17 protein-coding genes and 1 other annotated feature are annotated in these 22,479 nt (G+C 54.0%); of the genes, 2 read left to right on the top strand and 15 right to left on the bottom strand.

The window, feature by feature from the left end:
- The 6 genes from TX77_RS03570 to smc all read right to left on the bottom strand — a co-directional run bounded on the left by TX77_RS03570 (position 1) and on the right by smc (position 7,712).
- Entirely contained in the window at positions 1-1,167 is a 1,167-nt protein-coding gene (locus TX77_RS03570) for an efflux RND transporter periplasmic adaptor subunit (protein WP_044503471.1), read from the bottom strand.
- The gene (locus tag TX77_RS03565; protein WP_044503470.1) at positions 1,164-1,760 is read right to left on the bottom strand and encodes a TetR/AcrR family transcriptional regulator; all 597 of its coding nucleotides are present in this window, start codon (positions 1,758-1,760) and stop codon (positions 1,164-1,166) included. The genes TX77_RS03570 and TX77_RS03565 overlap by 4 nt, the downstream gene beginning before the upstream one ends.
- A 130-nt stretch (positions 1,761-1,890) precedes the next feature.
- Positions 1,891-2,394, bottom strand: a complete 504-nt coding sequence (gene thiW, locus TX77_RS03560) for an energy coupling factor transporter S component ThiW (RefSeq protein WP_044503469.1) — start codon at positions 2,392-2,394, stop codon at positions 1,891-1,893.
- Complete coding sequence (thiM, locus tag TX77_RS03555; protein ID WP_044503468.1) at positions 2,381-3,199, bottom strand: hydroxyethylthiazole kinase; 819 nt, start codon at positions 3,197-3,199, stop codon at positions 2,381-2,383. Before thiM ends, thiW begins: the two co-directional genes overlap by 14 nt.
- A gap of 14 nt (positions 3,200-3,213) precedes the next feature.
- Complete coding sequence (gene ftsY, locus TX77_RS03550; RefSeq protein ID WP_044504746.1) at positions 3,214-4,155, bottom strand: signal recognition particle-docking protein FtsY; 942 nt, start codon at positions 4,153-4,155, stop codon at positions 3,214-3,216.
- A gap of 2 nt (positions 4,156-4,157) precedes the next feature.
- Complete coding sequence (gene smc, locus TX77_RS03545; protein ID WP_044503467.1) at positions 4,158-7,712, bottom strand: chromosome segregation protein SMC; 3,555 nt, start codon at positions 7,710-7,712, stop codon at positions 4,158-4,160.
- Positions 7,713-7,957: 245 nt separating this feature from the next.
- On the opposite strand from smc, the gene TX77_RS03540 reads away from it, so the two are divergent.
- Positions 7,958-8,911, top strand: coding sequence for a magnesium transporter CorA family protein (locus TX77_RS03540; protein ID WP_044503466.1), 954 nt, complete (start codon positions 7,958-7,960; stop codon positions 8,909-8,911).
- An 8-nt stretch (positions 8,912-8,919) separates the two neighbouring features.
- Here the strand turns inward: TX77_RS03540 and TX77_RS03535 are convergent, their stop codons facing one another.
- From TX77_RS03535 to TX77_RS03495, 9 genes are all read right to left on the bottom strand, one after another.
- The gene (locus TX77_RS03535) at positions 8,920-9,711 is read right to left on the bottom strand and encodes a ribonuclease HII (protein WP_044503465.1); all 792 of its coding nucleotides are present in this window, start codon (positions 9,709-9,711) and stop codon (positions 8,920-8,922) included.
- A gap of 1 nt (position 9,712) precedes the next feature.
- The gene (gene ylqF, locus TX77_RS03530) at positions 9,713-10,576 is read right to left on the bottom strand and encodes a ribosome biogenesis GTPase YlqF (RefSeq protein WP_044503464.1); all 864 of its coding nucleotides are present in this window, start codon (positions 10,574-10,576) and stop codon (positions 9,713-9,715) included.
- Positions 10,577-10,715: 139 nt separating this feature from the next.
- Entirely contained in the window at positions 10,716-12,623 is a 1,908-nt protein-coding gene (gene thrS, locus TX77_RS03525; RefSeq protein WP_044503463.1) for a threonine--tRNA ligase, read from the bottom strand.
- A gap of 36 nt (positions 12,624-12,659) precedes the next feature.
- Positions 12,660-12,877 (bottom strand) — a binding site (T-box leader).
- Positions 12,878-13,018: 141 nt separating this feature from the next.
- Positions 13,019-14,035 carry an electron transfer flavoprotein subunit alpha/FixB family protein gene (locus TX77_RS03520; protein ID WP_044503462.1) on the bottom strand — a complete coding sequence of 339 codons (1,017 nt, stop codon included), beginning with the start codon at positions 14,033-14,035 and terminating at the stop codon, positions 13,019-13,021.
- Positions 14,036-14,055: 20 nt separating this feature from the next.
- Positions 14,056-14,871, bottom strand: a complete 816-nt coding sequence (locus tag TX77_RS03515) for an electron transfer flavoprotein subunit beta/FixA family protein (RefSeq protein WP_044503461.1) — start codon at positions 14,869-14,871, stop codon at positions 14,056-14,058.
- Between the two features lie 73 nt (positions 14,872-14,944).
- Positions 14,945-16,096, bottom strand: coding sequence for an acyl-CoA dehydrogenase (locus TX77_RS03510; RefSeq protein WP_044503460.1), 1,152 nt, complete (start codon positions 16,094-16,096; stop codon positions 14,945-14,947).
- A gap of 352 nt (positions 16,097-16,448) precedes the next feature.
- The gene (locus TX77_RS03505) at positions 16,449-17,063 is read right to left on the bottom strand and encodes an NUDIX hydrolase (RefSeq protein ID WP_044503459.1); all 615 of its coding nucleotides are present in this window, start codon (positions 17,061-17,063) and stop codon (positions 16,449-16,451) included.
- Between the two features lie 106 nt (positions 17,064-17,169).
- Positions 17,170-19,650, bottom strand: coding sequence for a leucine--tRNA ligase (gene leuS, locus TX77_RS03500; RefSeq protein WP_195891178.1), 2,481 nt, complete (start codon positions 19,648-19,650; stop codon positions 17,170-17,172).
- Between the two features lie 83 nt (positions 19,651-19,733).
- A complete protein-coding gene (locus tag TX77_RS03495) occupies positions 19,734-21,497 on the bottom strand; it encodes a glycosyl hydrolase family 18 protein (RefSeq protein ID WP_230198019.1) in 1,764 nt (587 codons plus the stop codon).
- Between the two features lie 116 nt (positions 21,498-21,613).
- Between TX77_RS03495 and lgt the strand changes: the two genes are divergently transcribed.
- Positions 21,614-22,408: a prolipoprotein diacylglyceryl transferase gene (lgt, locus tag TX77_RS03490; RefSeq protein ID WP_044503456.1), complete on the top strand. Its 795-nt coding sequence runs from the start codon at positions 21,614-21,616 to the stop codon at positions 22,406-22,408.
- Positions 22,409-22,479 lie beyond the last annotated feature (71 nt).

Here is a 22,479-nt window from a genome sequence, read left to right as displayed (position 1 = left end):
CTACTTGTTTGACGACGAGTCAGAAGCCGTATTGGAGTTATCGTTGTCGATATCCGCCTTGGTCAGCAAGTGCTGGTCGAGGGTCGCTCCCTTTGCTTTCTGATAGCCGTCGACGATGACGATATCGCCGCTCTGAAGCCCGCTGGTGATGATCCAGAATTTACCGACTTTCTGGCCCGGCGTGACTTCCCGAGTCTGAGCCTGTCCGTTGCCGTCGATGACGGAAACGTAGTATTTACCGAGGGTCTGCTGAACAGCCCGCTGCGGGACGGACAAGGCATTGCGCTGAATCTGCGTATCGGAAACGACCGTAGCATACAGGCCGGGGATGAGCAGGTTTTCCGGGTTGTCAAAGACGGCTTTGACGATGATCGAACCGGAGTTGCCGTCCATGCCGTGGTTGACCTGGGCAATGCGGCCTTCATAAGGATACATCGTGCCGTCGCTCAGGCGGAGCAGGAGGTGGTCGCCCCAGTTACTGCCGTCTGCCCCCTGTTTGGTCATCTGCAGGTATTCGGCTTCACTGATGGAAAATTCGACGTAGACCGGATTGGTCGACGAAATGGTGACCAGTGCCGTCGAACCGGCTGTCGCAAAGGTGCCGATAGGCACGTCATCGACGTTCAGCTTGCCGCTGAAGGGCGCATAGACGATGGTATCATCGACGTTATCCTGAGCGGCATCGACCTGGGCCGCGTTAGCCGCGACGACGGCTGCCTGTTGGCGCGTAGCCGCTTCCTGGTCGGTTACGGTCTGCTGCGGAACGGCATCCTGGCTGGCCAGGGCCTGGTAACGGCGGAGATTGAGCTGCTGATTGGCTAAATTGGCTTCGGACTGGGCTTGGGTTGCCTTTGCCTGAGCCAAGGCGGCATCGTACGTACGGCTGTCGATGCGGAACAAGGCCTGACCGGCCGTGACATCCTGACCGCCCTGGACGTACTTTTCTACGACGCGGCCGGAAATCTTCGGCTGAACGGGAACCTTATCCATCGCCGATACGGTACCGCTGTATTCAGCTCGAACGGGCGTGTCTGACGCGACGACTTTATACGTATTGACAGCAACGGGCGCTTTAGTTGCGTCTTTATCAGCACCACAGCCGGCCAAGAGCGCCGCAACCGTCAGGACGGCAACGCTCATCGTCGCAAGTTTGCGTTTTTGTATCATCTTTTTTTTCCTCCTATTTCTTTCGATTCCTGATTTTTAATGCCGTATAATAAGACCTTTATACAACGTTTCATATAATCACTAAAACTGGAATCTTGATTGACATCATTGAAATAATCGATGATATCATCGGCTGCGCTGTGCAGCATGCGCAATAACAGGAGCTTGTCAAAAGGCTTGAATTCTCCTGTCTGCTGAGCTTCATCGAGGAGCTGTTCCAAGAGACTCCAATCCTTTTTGTAGCGGGACTGCAGGCGTTCCCAGACGTCGGGCATCTTCACTAAGAGATCGCAGACCTTCCGGACCGACAAGACCTGCCAGTTTTCATTGGGCACGTCGAAATAGGCAATCAATTTCTCTTCACAGGTCAGGTTGTCATCGTCGACGAGCTCCCGATGGTATTGGTAGACCCTTTCAAGAAACGAACTGATCGCTTCTTCCACGATTTCCTGTTTTGACGAAAAATATTCGTACAAGGTTCGCTTACTGATGCGCAGCTTGCGGGCTAAATCATCCATGTGAAACTCAGAACCATGCCGGTCGATTTCACGCAAGGCTTCCGCCAGAATCTTGGCGCGGATATCTTCTGTCATGTAAACACATCCTACTCACAAAAATATAACATACTGTCTCTGAAACTCAAACATAAAACCCAGTACCAATTTATAGTTTAATATACCGCACCATATAAGTCAATATACGGCTCTAAACAAGTTGTAATTATTATTTTTCCAATTGGCCAGCCAGTTTCCGGATGGGCAAAAAGCGGTATAACAAGGCTCCGCAGGCGGCACCGAGGCAGGTATTGGGTAAAAAAGCGACGATAAAAAACCACAGGGCCACGGCTTTAGAATCTAAGACGAAGGCCGCCACGGGATAAGCGATGAGGCCGCCTAAAAGTCCGGTCCCGATGATTTCACCGGCAACGGCCCCCCAGATGGATCCCGTCCTTTTATAGAAGATACCGGCCAAGGCGGCGCCGATCATGCTGCCGGGATAGGCAAGGACCGTCCCGACGCCCATAGCCATGCGGATCGACGAGATGCAGAAGGCACCGGCCGTCGAATAGCGCCAGCCGACGAGGACGGCTAAGAGGACGTTGATGAGATGCTGCAGGGGAAAGACGCGGGCCCCGCCGAAGGGAAATGAAACGAAGGGAGCCAGCAAGACTCCGATGGCGATGAAGATAGCCGTCACCGTCATTCTTTTAAGTTCAACATTGTTCATGGGTAATCAAGACCTTTCCATACTGTTGCAACAGATCGCCATTCAGGCTGTAAAAAGCATCGAAGAGGCGGGCGTGAAAAGAACCGGGCCCGGCACTTCCGCCTCTTTCCATGGCCAGTTCGCCGCCGATGCCCATGGCCGTGACGCCGGCGACAGCTGCCGTAAAGGCGTCGCTGACGGCGGCAAAGGAGCCGATGAGGGATGACGTCATGCAGCCCGTACCGGACACATAGGTCAGCATGGGGCAGCCGTTGTGGACGGCAGCCGTCTGCTTGCCGTCGGAAATGATGTCGACGGCGCCGGTAATGGCAATGGTCGTTCCCAATTGTTGGGCAAGGTCGGCCGCCAACGTACCGTCGACGGGACGGACCAGGCTGTCGACGCCGAGGTTGCGGCCGCTCTTATGATCGGCCAGGCAGGTGATTTCCGCCGCATTGCCGCGGATGACCGAAAGGGGTAGTTCCCGGACCAGGCGCAGGGCCGCTTCCGTGCGAAAGGTCGTCCCGCCGGCCCCGACAGGGTCGAAGATGATGGGAACGCCCTTACGGGCTGCCGCCTTTCCGGCCAGGATCATGGCCTCCAGGGTCCACTGCTGGAGGGTGCCCAGATTGAGGACCAGTGCTTTCGCGGCCGCCGCCATTTCGGCGACTTCTTCGACGGAATTGGTCATCGTCGGCGAGGCGCCGATGGCCAGGGTCGCATTGGCGCAGTCGTCCATGGTGACAAAGTTCGTAATGTGATGAATGAGGGGCCGTTCCCGGCGCAGGGCCGCAAGTTTCGAGCCCATGTCTTCGACGATGGTCATGACCTCCTCCCTCCTTATTCGCCACCCTCTTCACGGGCGGCGACGTTCTTGTCGAAGAGGGCATCGGCAAACTGGGCAGCATCGAAGGGACGAAGATCGTCGACGCCTTCGCCGACGCCGACCCAGCGGACGGGGACGCCCAGTTCCCGTTTAATCGACAGGATGACGCCGCCTTTGGCCGTGCCGTCGAGCTTGGTCAGGACGACGCCGGTCAAGGGCACGACGTCGCCGAAGAGCTTGGCCTGGCTGACGGCATTCTGTCCCGTCGTGGCATCGAGGACGAGCAGCGTTTCCTGGGGAGCCCCATCGATGTTGCGGCCGGCGATGCGGGCCATTTTCCGCAGTTCTTCCATGAGGTTGGACTTAGTCTGCAATCGGCCTGCCGTATCGACCAGGAGGATATCGATGTTACGGGCTTTCGCCGAAGCCGTGGCGTCGAAGACGACGGCAGCCGCATCGGCTCCTTCCTGATGCTTGACGATGGGAGCGCCGACCCGTTCGGCCCAGATGGTCAGCTGTTCCGACGCGGCGGCCCGGAAGGTATCGCCGGCAGCCAGCATGACCGATTTCCCCTGTTCTTCATAGTATTTCGCTAACTTACCGATGGTCGTCGTCTTGCCGACGCCGTTGACGCCGACGACGAAGATGACCCGTGTCCCCTCCGTTTCCGGCAGGGGTTCATCGTTTTCATTCAAAAGCTTGACGATGCACCCTTCAAGGTAAGGTACGACGTCGTTCCCGTCTTTGATATCCCGGTTCTTGACGCCGGTCCGGATCTGATTGAGGAGGTATTCCGTCGTTTCGACGCCCATGTCGCCGGTCAGCATGACCGCTTCCAAGTCGTCATACATGTCGTCGTCGATTTTCGCGTAGCCGCGGACGACGGTCTCTATGTTTTGAATGAGCGAGTGTTTCGTCTTTTCTAAGCCTTTTCGAAGTTTTGAAAAAAATCCCATGATCATGTTCCTTCCTTTAATAATTCATCTACTTTGACCGACAGCAGCCGCGATACGCCCTTTTCTTCCATGGTGACGCCGAGGAGCGTATTGGCCGCTTCCATCGTCTTGCGGCGGTGGGTGATGACGATGAACTGCGTCGAGCCGCTGTAATTCTGGAGATACTTGGCCATGCGCTCTACATTGGCTTCGTCGAGGGCCGCGTCTACTTCGTCGACCAGACAGAACGGCGCCGGATGAAAGGCCAAAAAGGCCAGGAGCAGGGCGATGACCGTAAGGGCTCGTTCGCCCCCCGAGAGGAGGGTCAGAGACTGCTGTTTCTTTCCCGGCGGCCGGATGTAGATTTCGACGCCGGACTCTAAGATGTGTTCTTTATCGGTCAGGGCCAAATGGGCCGTTCCGCCTTCAAAGAGGCAGCTGAAAATCTGCTGGAAATGGACGCCGATATCTTGAAAGGCCTGACCGAATTGGTCGGCCATGGCCTTGTCGATGTCGGCGACGACGGCCCGCAGCTTTTCCCTCGATTCTTCTAAATCGAGGCACTGCTTCTTGTAAAATTCTTGTTTATCCAGGGCTGCCTGATAGTCGTCTTCGGCAGCCGGGTTGATGGTACCTAAGGCCGTTATTTGTGATTTTAACTGACTGACCTTGTCGTGAAGCTCTTTCAGCGAGCCTTCGCGGCGCCGATCCATGGCTTCCTGCCGACTCAGGCCCTGCATGGCCAGCCGTTCTTCATGATGACTGATATCGCTCTTATATTTTTCCATCTGGATATCGGCAGCATTGAGGCGCTGCTGCCAGGTCTGACTGCGCTTACGCAGGTCGTCGACGAGTTCGTCCAGGTCATGGCTCTGCTGCAGCCGTTCGCTGCGGCACTTATAGAAAGCTTCTTTGGCCTCATCGGAACGAGCCGTTTCGGCCTTCTTCACTTCGATATTCTGAGCCAGCTCCTGTAAGAGCCTTTCCGTCGTTTGGCGGCGCTCGCGAAGGTCCTTACGCCGTTGTGCAAGGATTTCCTGCTGACTCGTCAATTCGTCCTGCCAGGAAGCGTGCTGAGTCAGCTGTTCTTCCCCATGGCGGACCTGTTCTTTTAAGGTCGCCGCCGTGATCTGACATTCCGTCAGGTTCTTCCGGCACCGCTCTGCTTCGGCCTGGGCGGCATCGGCTGCGGCCTGCCACTGGTGAATGTCCGTTTCCGGTTCTTCTTCCAGGGCCGAGAGCGCCTTTTCTTTGGAAACGAGGTCGGCTTGGATATCCGCGCGGGCCGTGTCAAGGGCTTCGACGCGCTTATCCATATCGGTCACGGTCTTTTCAAGGTCGCGCAATTCCGAAGCGAGCTGCGCAGCCTGCCATGCGGCCTGGCCCGATTCCTGCTTGGCCTTTTGCAGGCCTTCTTCGGCCGCCGCCAAGACCTGTTTCCCTTCTTCAGCCGTTCGGCGCAAAGCCTTGCCCTTTTCCGTCAACCCTTGGAGCTTTTTTTGACCGTCGTCAAGGTGCTGCTGCAAGTCTTCCATCAAGGCTCTGCGGCTGATGAGGGAGCCTTCCTGATTTCGCGTACTGCCGCCGGTCAGGGAGCCGCCGGCATTGAACTGCGTGCCGTCGAGGCAGACGATGCGCAGACGGTGGCCGTACTTCTTGGCGACGGCCGACCCCGTGTCCATCGTATCGGCCAAGAGTGTCTTCCCCAATAAAGACGTAAAGACCGTCTTATATTTTTCTTCATACGTAATGACATCAGAGGCAAAACCCAGGATGCCTTTTTCCGACGCGGCCCGTTCTTCATCGGCGGTCCGCGTCCGGTTTCTCAGGGTATCCAGGGGCAGGAAGGTCGTCCGGCCGGCTTTCTTTTCTTTTAAATAGGAAATGGCCTGTTTGGCCGCCCCTTCGTTTTCGGCCACGACGTACCGGGCCGCGGCGCCCAGGGCAATGTCGACGGCGACGGCAAACTTACCGGGAATGCGGCATAATTCGCCGACGGCGCCGCAAAGCTCGCTGCGCCAGGGCTGCGATGCCGTAAGGACGACCTTGACGGCCCGGCCCAAGCCTTCGTGTTCTTGTTCCATGCTCCGTAAGACGCCGATGCGCTGTTGAGCCCCGTCGACGTCACTGCGAAGACGGCGATAGTCCCGTTCGACGTCCTCCAGGAGGGCCTGCGCCTTGGCAGCGGCCTCCTTCTGAGCGGCAACCTCCTTTTCCCGGTCTCGAAGGCGTTGCTGCCACTGGTCTCTTCGATCTTCGACGGCCTGACTACGGCCCTTCAAGTCTTCCAAGGCCTGCTTTTTTTCTTCGAAAGCGCGAAGGGCTTCTTCACAGGCGTCGGCATTTTCTTCTAAGCGGCGGCGCAGGTCATCGCGGTCGCGGCGCAGCATGAAGGCGTCGCGGCTGCGGCTGGAATTGGCATCGAGGCGTTCCTTTAGGGCGTCGGCAGCTTGTTTAGCCTTGTCGTCCGCTTGGGTGACTAAGGTTTCGGTCAGGGCCAGGGCCTTTTGAGCCGCTGCCAGCTCGGTTTCCTTTTGTTCCTTCTGCTGCCGCAGTTCTTTCTCCTTGGCTTCCCAAGACGTCTGCCGCTCTTGGAGCTGGCCTTCATCCTTTTCATCGGCAGCCTGCTGCTCAGCCAGTTCGGCTTTTCGCTGAATGCAGGCTTCCTGGCGATGGGTCAGGCTGTCCAATTCGTTGTGCACGGCCATGGCTTCTTCATCGAGGCGACGCAGTTTTTCTTCTTCCGCCGCCATGGAGGCCATGAGGGCCTTGCGCCGCTGTTCGGCATCGGTCAATGCTTTGGCCGCTTCCTGTTCTTCCGCCGATGCCGACTGGCGGCTGTTTTCGGCTTTGGCCAAGAGGCGTTCGCTGTTGCGCAGCTCCTGCAAGGTCAAAGTTCCTTCATAGGCCAGTCGTTCGCTGTCGAGGGTTCGGAACTCCTTCAGTGTTTCAGCCTGTTTCTGCAAGGGTTCCAGCTGCTCTTCGAGGACACTGGTAAGGTCGCCGATGCGTTCCAAATTGCGTTCCGTTTCCGCAATTTTTCGCAGGCCTTCGGCTTTTCGCCCCTTAAAGCGGCTGATGCCGGCCACTTCTTCAAAGATGACCCGCCGTTCTTCAGGCTTGCTGTTCAAGATGCGATCGACGCGGTTCTGGCCGATGACGGCCATGGAATCCTGACCGATACCGGTGTCGGCAAAAAGGATATGGATATCCTTTAAGCGGCACGGCCGACGGTTGATATAGTATTCACTGTCACCGGACCGAAAGAGGCGCCGGGTGACGACGACTTCCGTAAATTCCGTGTCCAGGGCATGGTCGCTGTTATCAAAATAGAGCGATACTTCGGCCGCACCCTGAGGCCGGCGGGTTTGTGTACCGGCAAAGATGATGTCTTCGGCACGCTGGCCCCGCAGTTGGCGGATGTTCTGTTCCCCCATGACCCAGCGGACGGCATCGGAAATGTTGCTCTTACCGCTGCCGTTGGGCCCGACGATGGCCGTAATACCCTTATCAAAGTTCAAAATTGTCTTATCGGCAAAGGATTTGAAGCCTCTCAGCTCCATTTTTAATAACTGCATAATAGTTTACTCTCTTCATCAGCCGTGAGTACGAATTTTCTGGTCATACGCAGGCCTCCCCTTATTTTTTCGTATAGTTATCATACCATAATTAGCCGTCCGTCGCCAGCCGCACCTCTTCGCCGCCGGGACAGACAAAGATTGTGTAAAAAATCCCCAAAAGGGTTGACGAACGAAAGATTAATGATTATATTAGAATTTGGGGTTAGAGGCCCTGATTCTGCAGAAAGGGAGAGTACCGTAACATGATTCAAGTTTACAAGCACAGCAACGGCCACTTGGATGGAAACATTTCCTTGGCATCGGCTGAAAAAGGCTCATGGATCAACGTCGTAAACCCGGATTCCGACGATTTGCAGCTCGTATCCATGGTCACGGAAATCCCCACCGATGTTTTGAAAACCGCCTTGGACACGGAAGAACGTTCCCACGTTGAAATCGAAGACAACTACATCTTCGTCGTCATCAACATTCCCGTCGTCCTGGAAACGGACAGTTACGACACACTGCCCCTCGGTATCTTCATCACATCCGACTTCATCATCACCCTCTGTATCGAGGAGACGGAAGTCATGCGCGCTTTTACGAAAAACACCTATCCCCTGTTCCACACCTTTAAAAAGACGCGCTTCTTATTTCAAATACTCTATCGTTCGGCAACCTTATTCCTTCGTTACTTAATGCAGATCAATCACCGAACGGATGATCTCGAAGAAACACTGCGCCATTCCATGCGCAACAAGGAATTTTTCATGCTCTTGGAATTACAGAAATCCTTGACCTACTTCACATCGGCCCTCAGGGGAAACGGCATCGTCATGGAGCGCCTCATGCGCCTGCGCCGCAACACGGCCCTTCACCATCTCATTAAAATGTATGAAGAAGACGAAGACCTCCTGGAAGACGTCATCATCGAAAACAAGCAGGCTATCGAAATGGTTGAAATGTATTCCAACATCCTGATGAGTATGTCCGATACCTTCGCGTCGATCATTTCCAACAACCTGAACTTAGTCATGAAATTCTTAGCCTCGATTACGATCATGCTGGCAGTTCCGACGATTATCTTCAGTTTATGGGGCATCAACGTCCAGGTCCCCTTCCAAGATACGGCGAACGGCTTCTTCTACGTATCCGGCATCGCCCTCATCTGTACGATTACGGCGGCTATCTTATTGTGGCGAAAGGATTTATTCTAAAAGTTATGCTAAAAACTGCCTTGCCCCTGCACCATGCTCTTGATCGGTTCAAAAGACCGCCGGTGTATCGGACAGGGCCCATATTCCCGAAGGGCTTCCATATGCATCTTCGTCAAATATCCCTTGTGGACGGCAAAGCCGTACTGGGGATATTTTTTGTCGTATTCGACCATCAGCCGGTCTCGCGTCACCTTGGCGATGATCGACGCCGCGGCGATGGACGCGCTTAAGGCGTCGCCGTGGACCAGGGACCGATGCGGCATCGTAAGGTCCCGCAGGGGCATGGCATCGACCAGGACGGCTTCGGCCGGAACGGCAAGGCCTTCTACCGTCTCGTACATGGCCTGCATCGTCGCATGGTAGATGTCGAGGCGGTCGATGTCCTTTTCTGATTTGGCGATACACGACACGGCCACGGCTTCGGCCATGATTTTGTCGTACAGCTCTGCCCTTTTGGCGGGCTGTACTTTTTTGCTGTCATTAAGGCCCGGACAGTCCCAAAAGGGCGGCAGGATGACGGCGGCTACCATGACCGGCCCTGCCGCAGGCCCGCGGCCGGCTTCGTCGATACCGGCCACATGGTACAGGCCCTGGCGGTAATACTGCCCTTCCGGATCATAGAGGTGAAGGACCCGTTCCCGTTCCTCTTCTTCCTTGATTTTCCGCTTCATGTAGGTGTCGGCCAGCTTTCGGACCGACACCCGGCCGTCGCCCTTCATGGCCGAAAGCAACGCTTCGATGTCCCGGCCTTGGGCCAACAGCTCTTTCAGGTCGGCTACCTTTAATTTGGCAATGTCCATGTCATTCATCCCCTTCAAATTCACCGAGGCGGTCGAGGGAAATGGCGCCGATTACGCCTTCGCGGAATTCCTTCAAAATGAGTTTATATGTCTTTTCTAAGTCGACGACGCCGCCGGAGACGATGCAGCCTCGCTTGCGGCCGATGGCTTCAATCGTTTCCAGTGGTTTGTCGCTGAGTTCTTCCAGTTTATAGCGGCCTTTCAATTCATCCGGGTACTGGGCCGTCAGCTGTTCGATGAGCTGGGCAATTACCGTTTCCATATCGAAGACGGTGTCGGAAATGGCCCCCGTTGCGGCCAGCCGGTAGGCACTGGTCTGATTTTCAAGTTTCGGCCACAAGACGCCCGGCGTATCGAGGAGGTCGAGCTGGTCGCCGATGTGGACCCACTGCTTGCCCTTCGTTTCCCCGGGCTTATCGGCCGTCTTGGCGGCGCTTCGGTGGGACAACTTATTGATCAGCGTCGACTTGCCGACGTTGGGGATCCCCAGGATCATGGTCCGGACGGCGCGGTTCTTGAGGCCCCGTGCCTTCCAGCGTTCGAGCTTGGGCGCCGCTAAGGAGCGGATGAGGGACACGAGCTGTTTGACTCCCTTGCCGCCTTTGCTATTGAGGGCCATGACCTTTCTCCCCTGCTGTTTATAGTAGGCCACCCATTCGTCGACGACGGCCGGATCGGCCAAATCGGCCTTATTGAGGACGACGACGGACGGCTTGTCGCCGATGAGGGATTTGATCATGGGGTTGGTGCTGCTCAAGGGGATGCGGGCGTCGACGAGTTCGATGACGACGTCGATGATTTTGAGATTTTCCTGAATCAGGCGCTTGGCCTTGGCCATATGGCCGGGATACCAGTTGATTATCATAGAAACTCCTTTATAGAAAAAAAGAAAGGGGGCTGTTCCTAAAAACAGCCCCTTTTCACTGTCCTGAGACAGCGAATGACAGTATAAGCGATTTCGTCCTTCGAGGGCTTACCATAGGGCATGCTTTCGACAAAGGAGATTAGCCTTCTCTAGTTGCGCTCACATGAAGGATGTGTTCGATGACGTCATCGATCGGCTTGTCGCCTAAATCACCTTTCGAGCGGTCGCGCAGGCCGAAGGCACCGTTTTCCATTTCCTTATCGCCGACGACGGCCATGTAAGGAACTTTTTCCATCTGTGCCTTGCGGATCTTGTAACCCAGTTTTTCATTGCTTTCGTCCACTTCGACGCGGATGCCCTTGGCTTCCATCTTCTTGGCAACGTCCTGGCAGTAGGCCAAGTGTTTTTCAGAGATCGGCAGGATCTTGATCTGAACCGGAGCCAGCCAGGTCGGGAAAGCACCGGCATAGTTTTCGGTCAAGATGCCGATGAAGCGTTCGATCGAACCGTAGACGACGCGGTGGATCATGACCGGACGGTGTTTCTGGCCGTCTTCCCCGGTGTAGGTCAGGTTGAATTTTTCCGGCAGGAGCATATCGAGCTGGATGGTACCGCACTGCCAGGTACGGCCGATGGAGTCCTTCAAGTGGAAGTCGATCTTCGGACCGTAGAAGGCGCCGTCGCCTTCGTTGATGCTGTAGTCGAGGCCGAAGTCATCCATGGCTTTGCGCAGGGCATCGGTCGTCATTTCCCAGGTAGCGTCGTCGCCCATGGAGTTGTCCGGACGAGTCGACAGTTCAGCGTGGTAGGTCAAACCGAAGGTAGCATAGACTTCGTCGAAGAGGCGGATCGTTTCCTGGATGACGTCTTCGATCTGGCTAGGCATCATGAAGATGTGGGCATCGTCCTGAGTGAAGCAGCGGACGCGGAACAGGCCGTGGAGGGCGCCGGACAATTCATGACGGTGAACGAGTCCCAGTTCGCCGATGCGCAGGGGCAGTTCCTTATAGGAATGAGGTTCGTTGGCATAGACCAACATGCCGCCCGGGCAGTTCATCGGTTTGATGGCGTAGTCTTCATCGTCGATCTTGGTGAAGTACATGTTTTCTTTGTAATGATCCCAGTGACCGGAAGTTTCCCAGAGTTCGCGGTTCATGATCATCGGAGTCATGACCTGCTGGTAGCCGTAGCGGCGATGAACTTCGCGCCAGTAGTCGATGAGCAGGTTGCGGACGATCATGCCCTTCGGCAGGAAGAAGGGGAAGCCCGGGCCGTATTCGCTGAGCATGAACAGGCCGAGCTGTTTGCCCAATTTACGATGGTCGCGCTTTTCAGCTTCTTCCATCATCTTCAAGTAGTCGTCGAGTTCGGATTTCTTTTCAAAAGCCGTGCCGTAGATACGCTGGAGCATCTTGTTCTTTTCATCGCCCCGCCAGTAGGCACCGGCAACGGTCTGGATCTTAAAGGCTTTGACCCGGCCTGTCGATTCGCAGTGCGGACCGGCACAGAGGTCGTAGAAGTCGCCTTGGCGATAGACGGAGATGACGGCATCTTCCGGAAGGTCCTGGATGAGTTCTACTTTATAATCCTGGCCGGCATCTTTGAACATCTTCAACGCGTCGGCACGGGACAGGATTTCTTTGGTAATGGGAAGGTTTTCTTTTACGATCTTAGCCATTTCAGTTTCAATGGCACCGAAGTCGTCCTGTGTGAAGCGGTGTTCTGTATCGAGGTCATAGTAGAAACCGTTTTCAATGGACGGGCCGATGGCGAACTTGACGCCCGGATAGAGGTGCTGGATCGCCTGGGCCATGATATGAGAGGCTGTATGGCGAAGGGTATCCTTCCCTTCCTGATCGGCAAAGGTGAAGAATTCGACCGTCGAGCCGTCGACGATCGTTTCACGAAGGTCCGTGATTTCACCGTTTACCCTTGCGACTAAAACCTTTTTAGCAAGACTGTTGCTCAGTTCTTTTACGGCCTGGGCAAGAGAAATGCCATCGGAAAATTGTTTTTTGCTTCCATCTTTCAACAGTAATTCTGCCATACGAAACATCCTCCTTAATAAAAAAAGCCCTCGTCCTCAAGGGACGAGAGCATTACTCACGTGGTTCCACCCTAGTTCACCGGGAAAAATCCCAGCGTACTCAAGCGCCGTAACGGGGCGTCCGGAGTTTCTTACTCAGTTCAGAAACTCAGCTCCAAGGCGGTAACTTTTCAGTCTTTATAAGGTACTCCCAGCAACGTACCTCTCTCTGTCATAAAGGAGCTGTAAAGTGTTGTCCTTTTCAAAGCTTTTCTCTTATATCTAAGGTATGCGTAAATTATACGGCACGTTTCGGGCCTTGTCAAGTGAGAGAAACCATCTTTCCACCCGGAATATTTCACAAAAAAAGCACTGTCTCAGAGAGACAGTGCTTTTATCATTCACAATCAAGTAGCTTATGCGAGGCCTTTCTGTTTCTTGATAGCTGCGGTGAGCATCGGAAGAACTTTGTAGACATCGCCTACGATACCGTAGTCGCAAACTTTGAAGATCGGAGCATCTTCGTCTTTGTTGATGGCGATGATGCAGTCAGAGCCGGACATACCAGCCAAGTGCTGAATAGCACCGGAGATAGCGCAGGCAATGTAGATCTTCGGAGCAACGGTTTTACCCGTCTGGCCGACCTGATGGAGAGCGCTGATCCAGCCAGCGTCAACTGCGGCACGGGAAGCACCGACAGCGCCGCCGAGAACGTCTGCGCATTCTTTCAGGATGCCCGTAGCGAACGGTTCTTCACCATTCATGCCGCGGCCGCCGGAAACGATGATGTCAGCGTCTTCGATCTTAACGCCTTCGCCGCCCATTTTAATGAGTTCGACGAAACGAGTCATCATGTCAGCATCGGAAACTTTAACTTCTTTTTCGATAACTTCACCCGTTGCATTGGGGTCAGCTTCCGGTTTTTTGAAAACGTGCGGACGAACCGTACCCATCTGCGGGCGGTTGTCTTTACAAATGATTTCAGCCATGATGTTGCCGCCGAGAGCCGGACGAGTCCATACGATGGTCTTGCCGTCGTCGTCAACGCTGAGCTGCGTGCAGTCAGCTGTAAGGCCCGTTTTCAAGGTGTTGGCAACGCGAGGGCCGAGGTCACGGCCGATGTTGGTAGCACCAACGAGGAATACGTTAGCTTTTTCTTCTTCGAAGAAGTCGCAAAGAACTTTTGCATATGCTGTCGTATTGTAATGTTCGAGTTTCGGATCGTCATAGACGAAAACTTTATGAGCACCGTGAGCGATCAATTCCTGTGCCAACGGTTTTACATCTTTACCAATAAGAATAGCGCCGACTTCGTCGCCAATGGTGTCAGCCAAGATGCGGGCCTGACCCAACAATTCAAAAGATACATCACGTAATTTGCCTTCAAACTGTTCAGCAATTACATAAATGCCTTTGCATTCTGCTAAATCCATTTTCACTGTTCCTCCTTGAATTAAATGATTTTCTGGGCAGTCAGTTTTTCCATGAGCTGGTCGACGATTGCCTGTTCGTTGTCGTCTTCAACTTTGAGAACGAGACCGCCGGATCTCTGAGGCGGAGTGAAAGTTTTACGAACTTTTGTCGGAGAACCACTCAAACCGATAAGCGTTTCGTCAACGCCGATAGCAGCAGCGTCTAAGGTCGGGATTTCACGGCGTTTTGCTTTCATCGTGCCGCGAATGGTCGGGAAACGCGGTTCATTCAAGTCTTTTACGGCGGTGATGAGGACAGGGAAATTAGCTTCAGTTACGATGTAGCCTTCTTCATTTTCCTGCTGGACAGTGACTTTGTCGCCTTCGACTTTGATGTCGCGAGCATACGTAATCTGCGGAATACCGAGTTCGCAAGCGATCTGCGGGCCAACCTGAGCGGTATCGCCGTCGATAGCCTGTTTGCCGCAAAGAACCAAATCAAATTTTTCGATGCCTTTGAGTTCAGCAACTTTTTTAACAGCCTGTGCCAAAGCATAGCCCGTGGCTAACGTATCGGAGCCGCCGAGTTTACGGTCAGATACGAGATAAGCATCGTCAGCACCCATAGCGAGACCTTCACGAAGGACATCTTTAGCCTGTTCAGGACCCATGGAGAGTAACGTGACTTTGACGTTATCCTTATCAGCGTCTTTCAACTGCAGAGCACCTTCCAGTGCGTTCTGGTCGAAGGGGTTGAAAATGTTAGGAACACCAGCACGGATGATGGTATTTTTTACGGGGTCAATCTTAACTTCTGCTGTGTCCGGAACCTGTTTGACACATACCAATATTTCCATTTACGTTTGCCTCCTAAAGTCTTTTTTTATGCAACAGGCTTGGCTGATGCCAAGCCTGCATCATAAACTTCAATTATCTTAACAGAGCACCAGCTGTAACCATGAGCTGAACTTCGTTCGTGCCTTCGTAGATCTGAGTGATCTTAGCATCGCGCATATGACGAGCAGCCGGATATTCTTCGCTGTAGCCATAGCCGCCGAAAATCTGGACAGCTTCAGTGGAAACACGCATAGCAACGTCGGAAGCAACGCGTTTTGCGATAGCAGCTTCAACCGTGAACGGTTTGCCTTCCTGTTTCAAGCAAGCAGCTTTGTAAACGAGGTTGCGAGCAGCTTCGATCTGCATCTTCATGTCAGCCAATTTGAAGGAAACGGACTGGAATTTGCAGAGCGGTTTGCCGAACTGTACACGCTGTTTGGAGTATTCAACAGCATCTGCCAAAGCAGCTTCTGCGATGCCGAGAGCCTGAGCGCCGACGCCGATACGGCCGCCGTCGAGGGTCATCATAGCGATCTTGAAGCCTTTGCCTTCTTCGCCGAGCATGTTTTCAGCCGGAACTTTGACGTCCTGGAATACGAGTTCCATCGTGACGGACGTATGGATGCCCATCTTGTCTTCTTTTTTACCATAAGTGAAGCCGGGCATGCCGTCTTCGAGGATGAAGGCCGTGATGCCGTGGTTGCCTTTGCTCTTGTCGGTCATAGCGAAGACAATGTAGATATCAGCATGGCCGCCATTGGTGATGAAGATCTTGGAGCCGTTCAGGGTGTACGTGCCGTCGTCGTTTTTAACAGCGACAGTCTGCTGGCCGGAAGCGTCCGTGCCGGCATTCGGTTCGGTCAAGCCGAAAGCGCCGAGTTTCGTGCCTTCAACCAAGGGAACCAAGAATTTTTCTTTCTGTTCTTCCGTGCCGAACTGCCAAATCGGGTTAGCACAGAGGGAAACCGTTGCAGACAAGGTGATGGAAACGCCAGCATCGTATTTAGCTAATTCTTCAACAGCCAAGATGTAGCTCAAAACGTCGCCGCCGTCATCGCCGGCACCGCCGTACTTTTCTTCAAAGTAAGCGCCTGTGATGCCCAAGCTGAGCAGTTCAGCGATCAGTGCGTCATCATAAATGCCCTGATGGTCGCGTTCCATGATCGTAGGAGCTAATCTCTTTTCACCGAAATCTCTAGCGAGGTTCATGAAATCCTGTTGTACTTCTGTTAAGTTAAAATCCATGATGTGTCCACTCTCCTTAGTGTATAGTTAATTTACAGTAAAGCCTTAAGATAAAACCTGAAATCTGAGACAATACATTGTCCGGTTGATACAAAAAAACAGCTTGGATATATATTCACACGGTCTCAGTGCTTACAAGTGCATTGTACAACTTTTCACAAGTTAAATCAATAGCAAAAGTGCTATAAATCACAATATAACCATTCCATTTTCTCATCTTAAAGTATTAACAAGACTTTTTGGTACTAGCAAGGCAAAAAGGAGAAAATAGCCTTGACACGGTACGTCTCATTTTTACTGTCGGTTTTTATTCTTATACCTAACTATACTGGTTACAAATACTTAGGAAAGCTTACGGTTGTATTATAGCACGGATACCCCTAAAGTTGTCAAGGATATGTGCCGTAATTCCCCAAATTTTATAATCGCCGTACGTATAAATCTTTACCTGGTAGGTCCGGCGCGGCCGCCACTGGCCTCGCATGGGCATCTCCAGGTCCTTCGGGAAGTCCGGTGCCGGCCGGGTTGCCAGCTCGATGTTGCCGATTTCCGGCTGATGGTCGTCGAACCATTTCAAGGGAACCGTAAAGGTGTGGTCCACTTCACCGGTGCTCAAGGTAAAATCCGTCGTATCCATATAGGCGGCAAAGGGCCAGACGGTGACGCCGACGGGCGATTCCAGGTAGTCCAGGGGGCCCCAGAGGTGGATGTGGTCGGCAGAAACGCCCAGTTCTTCCTTCGTTTCCCGCAGGGCTGCCGCCAAGGGACTCTTGTCGGTCTTATCGATGCGGCCGCCGGGAAAGCAGATTTCTCCGGGCTGCCAGTCGAGCTTAGAACTGCGGACTTCAAAAACCAAATGTTCTTCCCCGTCTTTGTAAATGACCGGCACCAAGACGGCGCAGGGAACGGTATTGAGGCAGTGGTTTTGACGGACAATGCGCTCGGGCCAAGGCGTAAAAGGCTTCATGTCAATCTCCTTTCAGGTACAGATTACGTTACAATAAGTACAATCTAAAGAAAAGGAGACTGCCTGACAGACAGTCCCCTCCTTTGTTAAGTATATTCACATTTCTTTATTTAACGACGATATTGATGATTTTCTTCGGTACGACGATAAATTTGACGACCTTTTTATCGCCGATGAATTCTTTAATATGCGGCAGGGCCAGGACCTGTGCTTCGAGGACTTCCTTATCGGCATCGACGGCGACGGTCAGGCGGTCGCGGACTTTGCCGTTGACCTGGATCGGCAGTTCGATTTCATCGACGACGAGGGCCGTCTTGTCGACTTCCGGCCAGGATTCCTGGTGGACGCTGCCTTCAAAGCCGCAGATCTGCCACAGTTCTTCCGTAATATGCGGCGTAAAGGGCGCCAGCATCTTGAGCAGGTTCTTATTGGCTTCAAGAGCTACGTCGTCATGGATCGTCGTGTTGGCGCCGGCATAGGCGTGCATGGCGTTGACGAATTCCATGATCGAGCTGACGGCTGTATTGAGGCCGTATTCGCCGTCTTTACCGAGGACGTCTTCCGTGACTTTGGAAATGGCCTTGAATTCTTCAAAGCGCAGTTCTTTTTCCCCTTCGGTATAGGCCTTATGGGAGTCACCGGCTTTTTCCATGTCCCGGAACTGGTGAACGATGCGCCATACGCGGTTGAGGAAACGGTACGAGCCTTCGACGCCCTGATCGGACCAAGCCAGATCGCGTTCGGGCGGAGCGGCAAAGAGGATGAATAAGCGGGCCGTATCGGCACCGTATTTGGCGATGATATCTTCCGGCGATACGATGTTGCCCTTAGATTTACTCATCTTGCTGCCGTCGAGGAGAACCATCCCCTGGGTCAGGAGGCGTTCAAAAGGTTCTTTCGCTTCGATGAGGCCGGCGTCATGGAAGACCTTCATGAAGAAGCGGGAGTACATGAGGTGAAGGATGGCGTGTTCGATGCCGCCGATGTACTGGTCGACGTTCATCCAGTGATTGCCCTTCTTGGGATCCCAGGCCTGTTCATCGTTGCGGGCGTCGGTATAACGCAGGAAGTACCACGACGAGCAGATGAAGGTGTCCATCGTATCCGTTTCCCGTTTCGCCGGGCCGCCGCATTTCGGGCAGGTGCAGTTGACAAAGCTGCTGCTCGTCGCCAAGGGCGATACGGCACCGGCCGTGAATTCGACGTCTTCCGGCAGCTTGACCGGCAGCTGGTCTTCAGGGACGAGCTGTTCGCCGCAGGTCGGGCAGTAGATGATGGGAATGGGAGCGCCCCAATAGCGCTGACGGGAAATGAGCCAGTCCCGGAGCTTATAGTTTACGGTCTTTTTGCCAAGGCCTTTGTCAGCCAGCCATTTCGTAATGGCTTTGCGGCCTTCTTCGTCGGTCAGGCCGTTGAATTCGCCGGAATTGACCAAGGTGCCCGGTTCATGGTAGGCCCCTTCCATGGTCGCAAGATCGAGGTTCTGTTCTTTATTCTGGACGACGAGGCGCAGGGGCAGGCCAAATTCTTTGGCAAATTCCCAGTCGCGCTGGTCGTGAGCCGGTACGCCCATGACGGCGCCGGTGCCGTAGTCGGCCAAGACGTAGTTGGCGATCCAAATGGGGACCTTTTCGTTGTTGACCGGATTTACGGCATAAGCCCCGGTGAACATGCCTTCTTTTTTGGCGTCCGTTGCCGTGCGGTCGATGTCGCTCATGTTCTTCATGCGCGTAATGAAGGCCCGGAGTTCGGCTTCATTTTCCTTGCCTTTGATGAGGTCGGCAACGTATTCGTGTTCCGGAGCAAGGACGATGTAGGTAACGCCGAAGATCGTATCGACACGGGTCGAGAACATGGGTACCTTTTTGCCGATTTCCGGGATATCGAAGGAGAATTCGGCCCCTTCGCTGCGGCCGATCCAGTTCTTCTGCATGGTCTTGACCCGTTCCGGCCAGCCCGGCAGTTCTTTGAGGTCATCTAAGAGGCGGTCGGCATAGTCCGTAATCTTGAAGAACCACTGTTTGAGGTCCTTTTTGACGACTGGATTGTCGCAGCGCCAGCACTTGCCGTCAATGACCTGTTCGTTGGCAAGGACGGTGTTGCACGTATCGCACCAGTTGACCTTGGCTTCTTTGCGGTAGGCCAGGCCCCGCTTGTAGAACAGTTCAAAGATCCACTGGGTCCATTTATAATACTTTTCATGGCACGTCGCTACTTCGCGGTCCCAGTCGTAGGACAGGCCCAGGGCCTTTTGCTGACGGGTCATGTTTTCAATGTTGCTGTACGTCCATTCTGCCGGCGGAATATTGTGTTTAATGGCTGCGTTTTCAGCAGGCATGCCGAAGGCATCGTAACCCATAGGATGGAGAACGTTGTAGCCGTTCATGCGGCGGTAGCGGGCGATGACGTCGCCGATGGTGTAGTTGCGGACGTGGCCCATATGAAGATTCCCCGACGGATACGGGAACATTTCCAATACGTAATACGGCGGTTTGCCGTTGTCTTCGCTGCAGCAGTCACAGTGGTGTTCTTCCCATACGTGCTGCCATTTCTTTTCGATTTCCTGTGGAATATACTTTTCCAATATAAGAGCCTCCTATCCTGCCCCAGTCAAAATAAAGACAGCCTGTCTTACAGCGTCTTGAATATTATTATAGTGGCCTCATGGCGTCAAGTCAATTCATGTTTTGCAAATCCCTGCCAAAAATGGGTCGGTTCAAATCCTTTTCGCCAAAAAGCTGCGCCCTTCAATCCATAAGTTTGGATGAGTTCAGCCTTAGCTTTTAAGGATTTTTCATCTTCTATCCAAATTTTAACAGTCCCCGTTTTTAAGGGCAGTTCCAAGTAATAGAGGCTCAGGTCGGGCTTCCAGACGACGTAGTTCTTATAGGCCTTGAGAACGGCTTCGCTGTCGGCCATGGTAAGGGTCCTGACGAAGAGCTTGGCCTTGCCGCCGGCAGCTGTCTGAGGTGCCGATGCCGCCGGTTTGGCAGCTTTTTTCGCAGGCTGTACGGCAGCCCGTTTATACGTATTGCCGTCAAAGTCGATGGGAACGATGACGCCCTGTTTGTTTTCGGCAGCCTGACGGGCCGCTTCTTCCGCTGCCGTTTCAATTTCGACCTGCATCGGCTCATTCACCTTGGCCTGATCTTCGTCTTTACGGACATCGGCCTTGGCAGCTTTTACCGGCGGTTCCCCGACGACAGCCGGCCAGTCGGAAATGTCCTGCGGCAGGTCGCGGCCGTCTTTCGATTCATACCACAGCCGCATGTAAAGGGGCATGCCCAGGACGATCTTATCGGCAGGCGCCAATTTCAGCGTATTCTGAACGGCTCGTTCTACCCAAGGGTAGGTTGCGACAGGACCGGCGACGGGGCTGGTCCGGCCGACCTGATCGTAGGCCATGATCATCAGGTAGTCCAGGTGCGGTGCCAGGGCGGCCCGGTCGTAGACCATGGACCAGTTGGGGCTGTCCGACGGCGGCGTCACGTCCATGGACAGTTTCAGGCCGTAAGCATGGGCGGCGTCGGAAATCTTGCGGACGAAGGCCGTCAATTTATCCTTATCGCTGTAATTGATGTTTTCAAAGTCGATGTTGTAGCCCTTAAAATCATAGAGGATGGCATAGCCTATGAGCTGGCGGACCATCGTATCCTGAAGGCGGCTGTCGGACAGGATTTCGTGGGTCACCTTGGGATCAAAGTTATTGTCGACGAGAGGCCACATGGCGTAGCCCTTAGCGGCGTAGGTTTCGGCCAGCATGTCGAAGTCGGGGTTGCGCAGCTCGATACCGCTCTTGGTCAGGCGGAAGGCCGTCGGCGACATGATCGGCTGGTGAGTCCGCAGTTCCGGGAGATCAGGGTCTTCCTTCATGAGGGGATCCCAAAAAAGGACCAGGCCCATCTTCCCTTCCTTAGAGACGGCCGGCTGACGATCGCCTTCCCGGCGCAGTTCGGGAGCCGTGTTTACGGGCTGCTTTGGCGGCAGGAGGCTGTTTTTCTCGGTCGGATTTTCGGCCAGGACATAGCTGATGCCCAGGGGACGACGGACGTTTTTGATATTGATGGTCCGGCCGCCGCTGACGGCCCGTCCCGGAAGGGTCAGCTGAACGGGAGCGCCCTGCCAGGCCGTCGAGCCGTTTTCAGCCTTTGGCAGGCGGAACCAATAGGTTCCCTTGCTCTTGTCGGCTTCTTTGATGCCGTAGCGGCTGAGGGCCTTGTCCGATACGAGCCAGCGGCCCTGGTCTTCGACGATTTCAAGATCCTTTACGACTTCATCGGGAATGGGGTTGGCCACGGTCGGCACGTTAAAAGCCGGGTCCGTCGCTTTAGCGCTGTCGTCGCCGGGGACGGCCGCAAAGGAAAAAGCCGTCAGAGACAAGGTAATCAGTCCCGTCAGGCAGGAAGTTTTTATGACACGGTTATATTTCATCATTCTTTCCTCCTCGTGAGGATTGGAAAAAAAAGTTCAATCCTGTATAATTCTATGGTGAACGCGAACAAATCCCGTCCATATTTTTTCATTATACCACACCCAAAGGAGGTTTTATATTGCATCAGTATCTATTTTTCATCGGCTCCTTCCCCGTCCGGGCTTACGGACTGTTATTTATGCTGGGCATCATCTCGTCAGGTCTTACGGCCTACTACATCATGAAGCGCGACGGCCGCGGCTGGCACGTCCACATCTTCGACTTCACCATGTACTGCGGCCTGGCGGGCATCGTCGGCGGCCGCCTGTGGGACGTCTTCTTCTTCGACTGGGCCTACTACCAGCATCACCTGACGGAAATCCCCTACGTCTGGCAAGGCGGCATGGCCATCCAGGGCGGCCTCTTATTCGGCGCCATTGCCGGCTACCTCTATACAAAACACTACCATATCGACACCTGGGCCTTCGGCGACCTGTTGGCACCGGCCATCATCCTGGGCCAGTCCATCGGCCGCATGGCCAACCTCATGAACGGTGACGCCTTCGGCCATCCGACGGGGGGCAACTTCGGCATCGTCTATCCCGAATCGACCCTGGCCTATCAGACCTACAGCAGCCAGCCCTTATGGCCGGCCGAAGTCTGGGAAGGACAGATCGACGTCCTGGTCTTCGTCGCCCTCCTCTTTTACAGCTCCTTCCCCCACAAGAAGGGCCAGGTATTCAGCCTCTACGTCATGCTCTACGCCATCGAACGGTTCTTCTTGGAATTTCTCCGCGGCGACTACGTCGACCTGACTCTGGGCCTTAAATCGGCACAAATGACCAGCGTCATCGCCTTCGCCATCGCCTTCGTCGTCTTCGTCTACCTGCAGTTCAAAGGGACAACCGACACGGAAGATAAAGCTCAGGCGTAACACAAGGATATCATCTTAGCGATACAAAAAGGGGCTGTAACGAAATACACCCCTAAAAGCAATAATGCGGC

This window comes from Megasphaera massiliensis, from assembly GCF_000455225.1.
In the GTDB taxonomy this organism is placed as follows: Bacteria; Bacillota; Negativicutes; order Veillonellales; family Megasphaeraceae; genus Megasphaera; species Megasphaera massiliensis.
The sequence above is the reverse complement of the archived record's forward strand: the minus strand, read 5'-3'. Positions and strand labels throughout refer to the sequence as shown.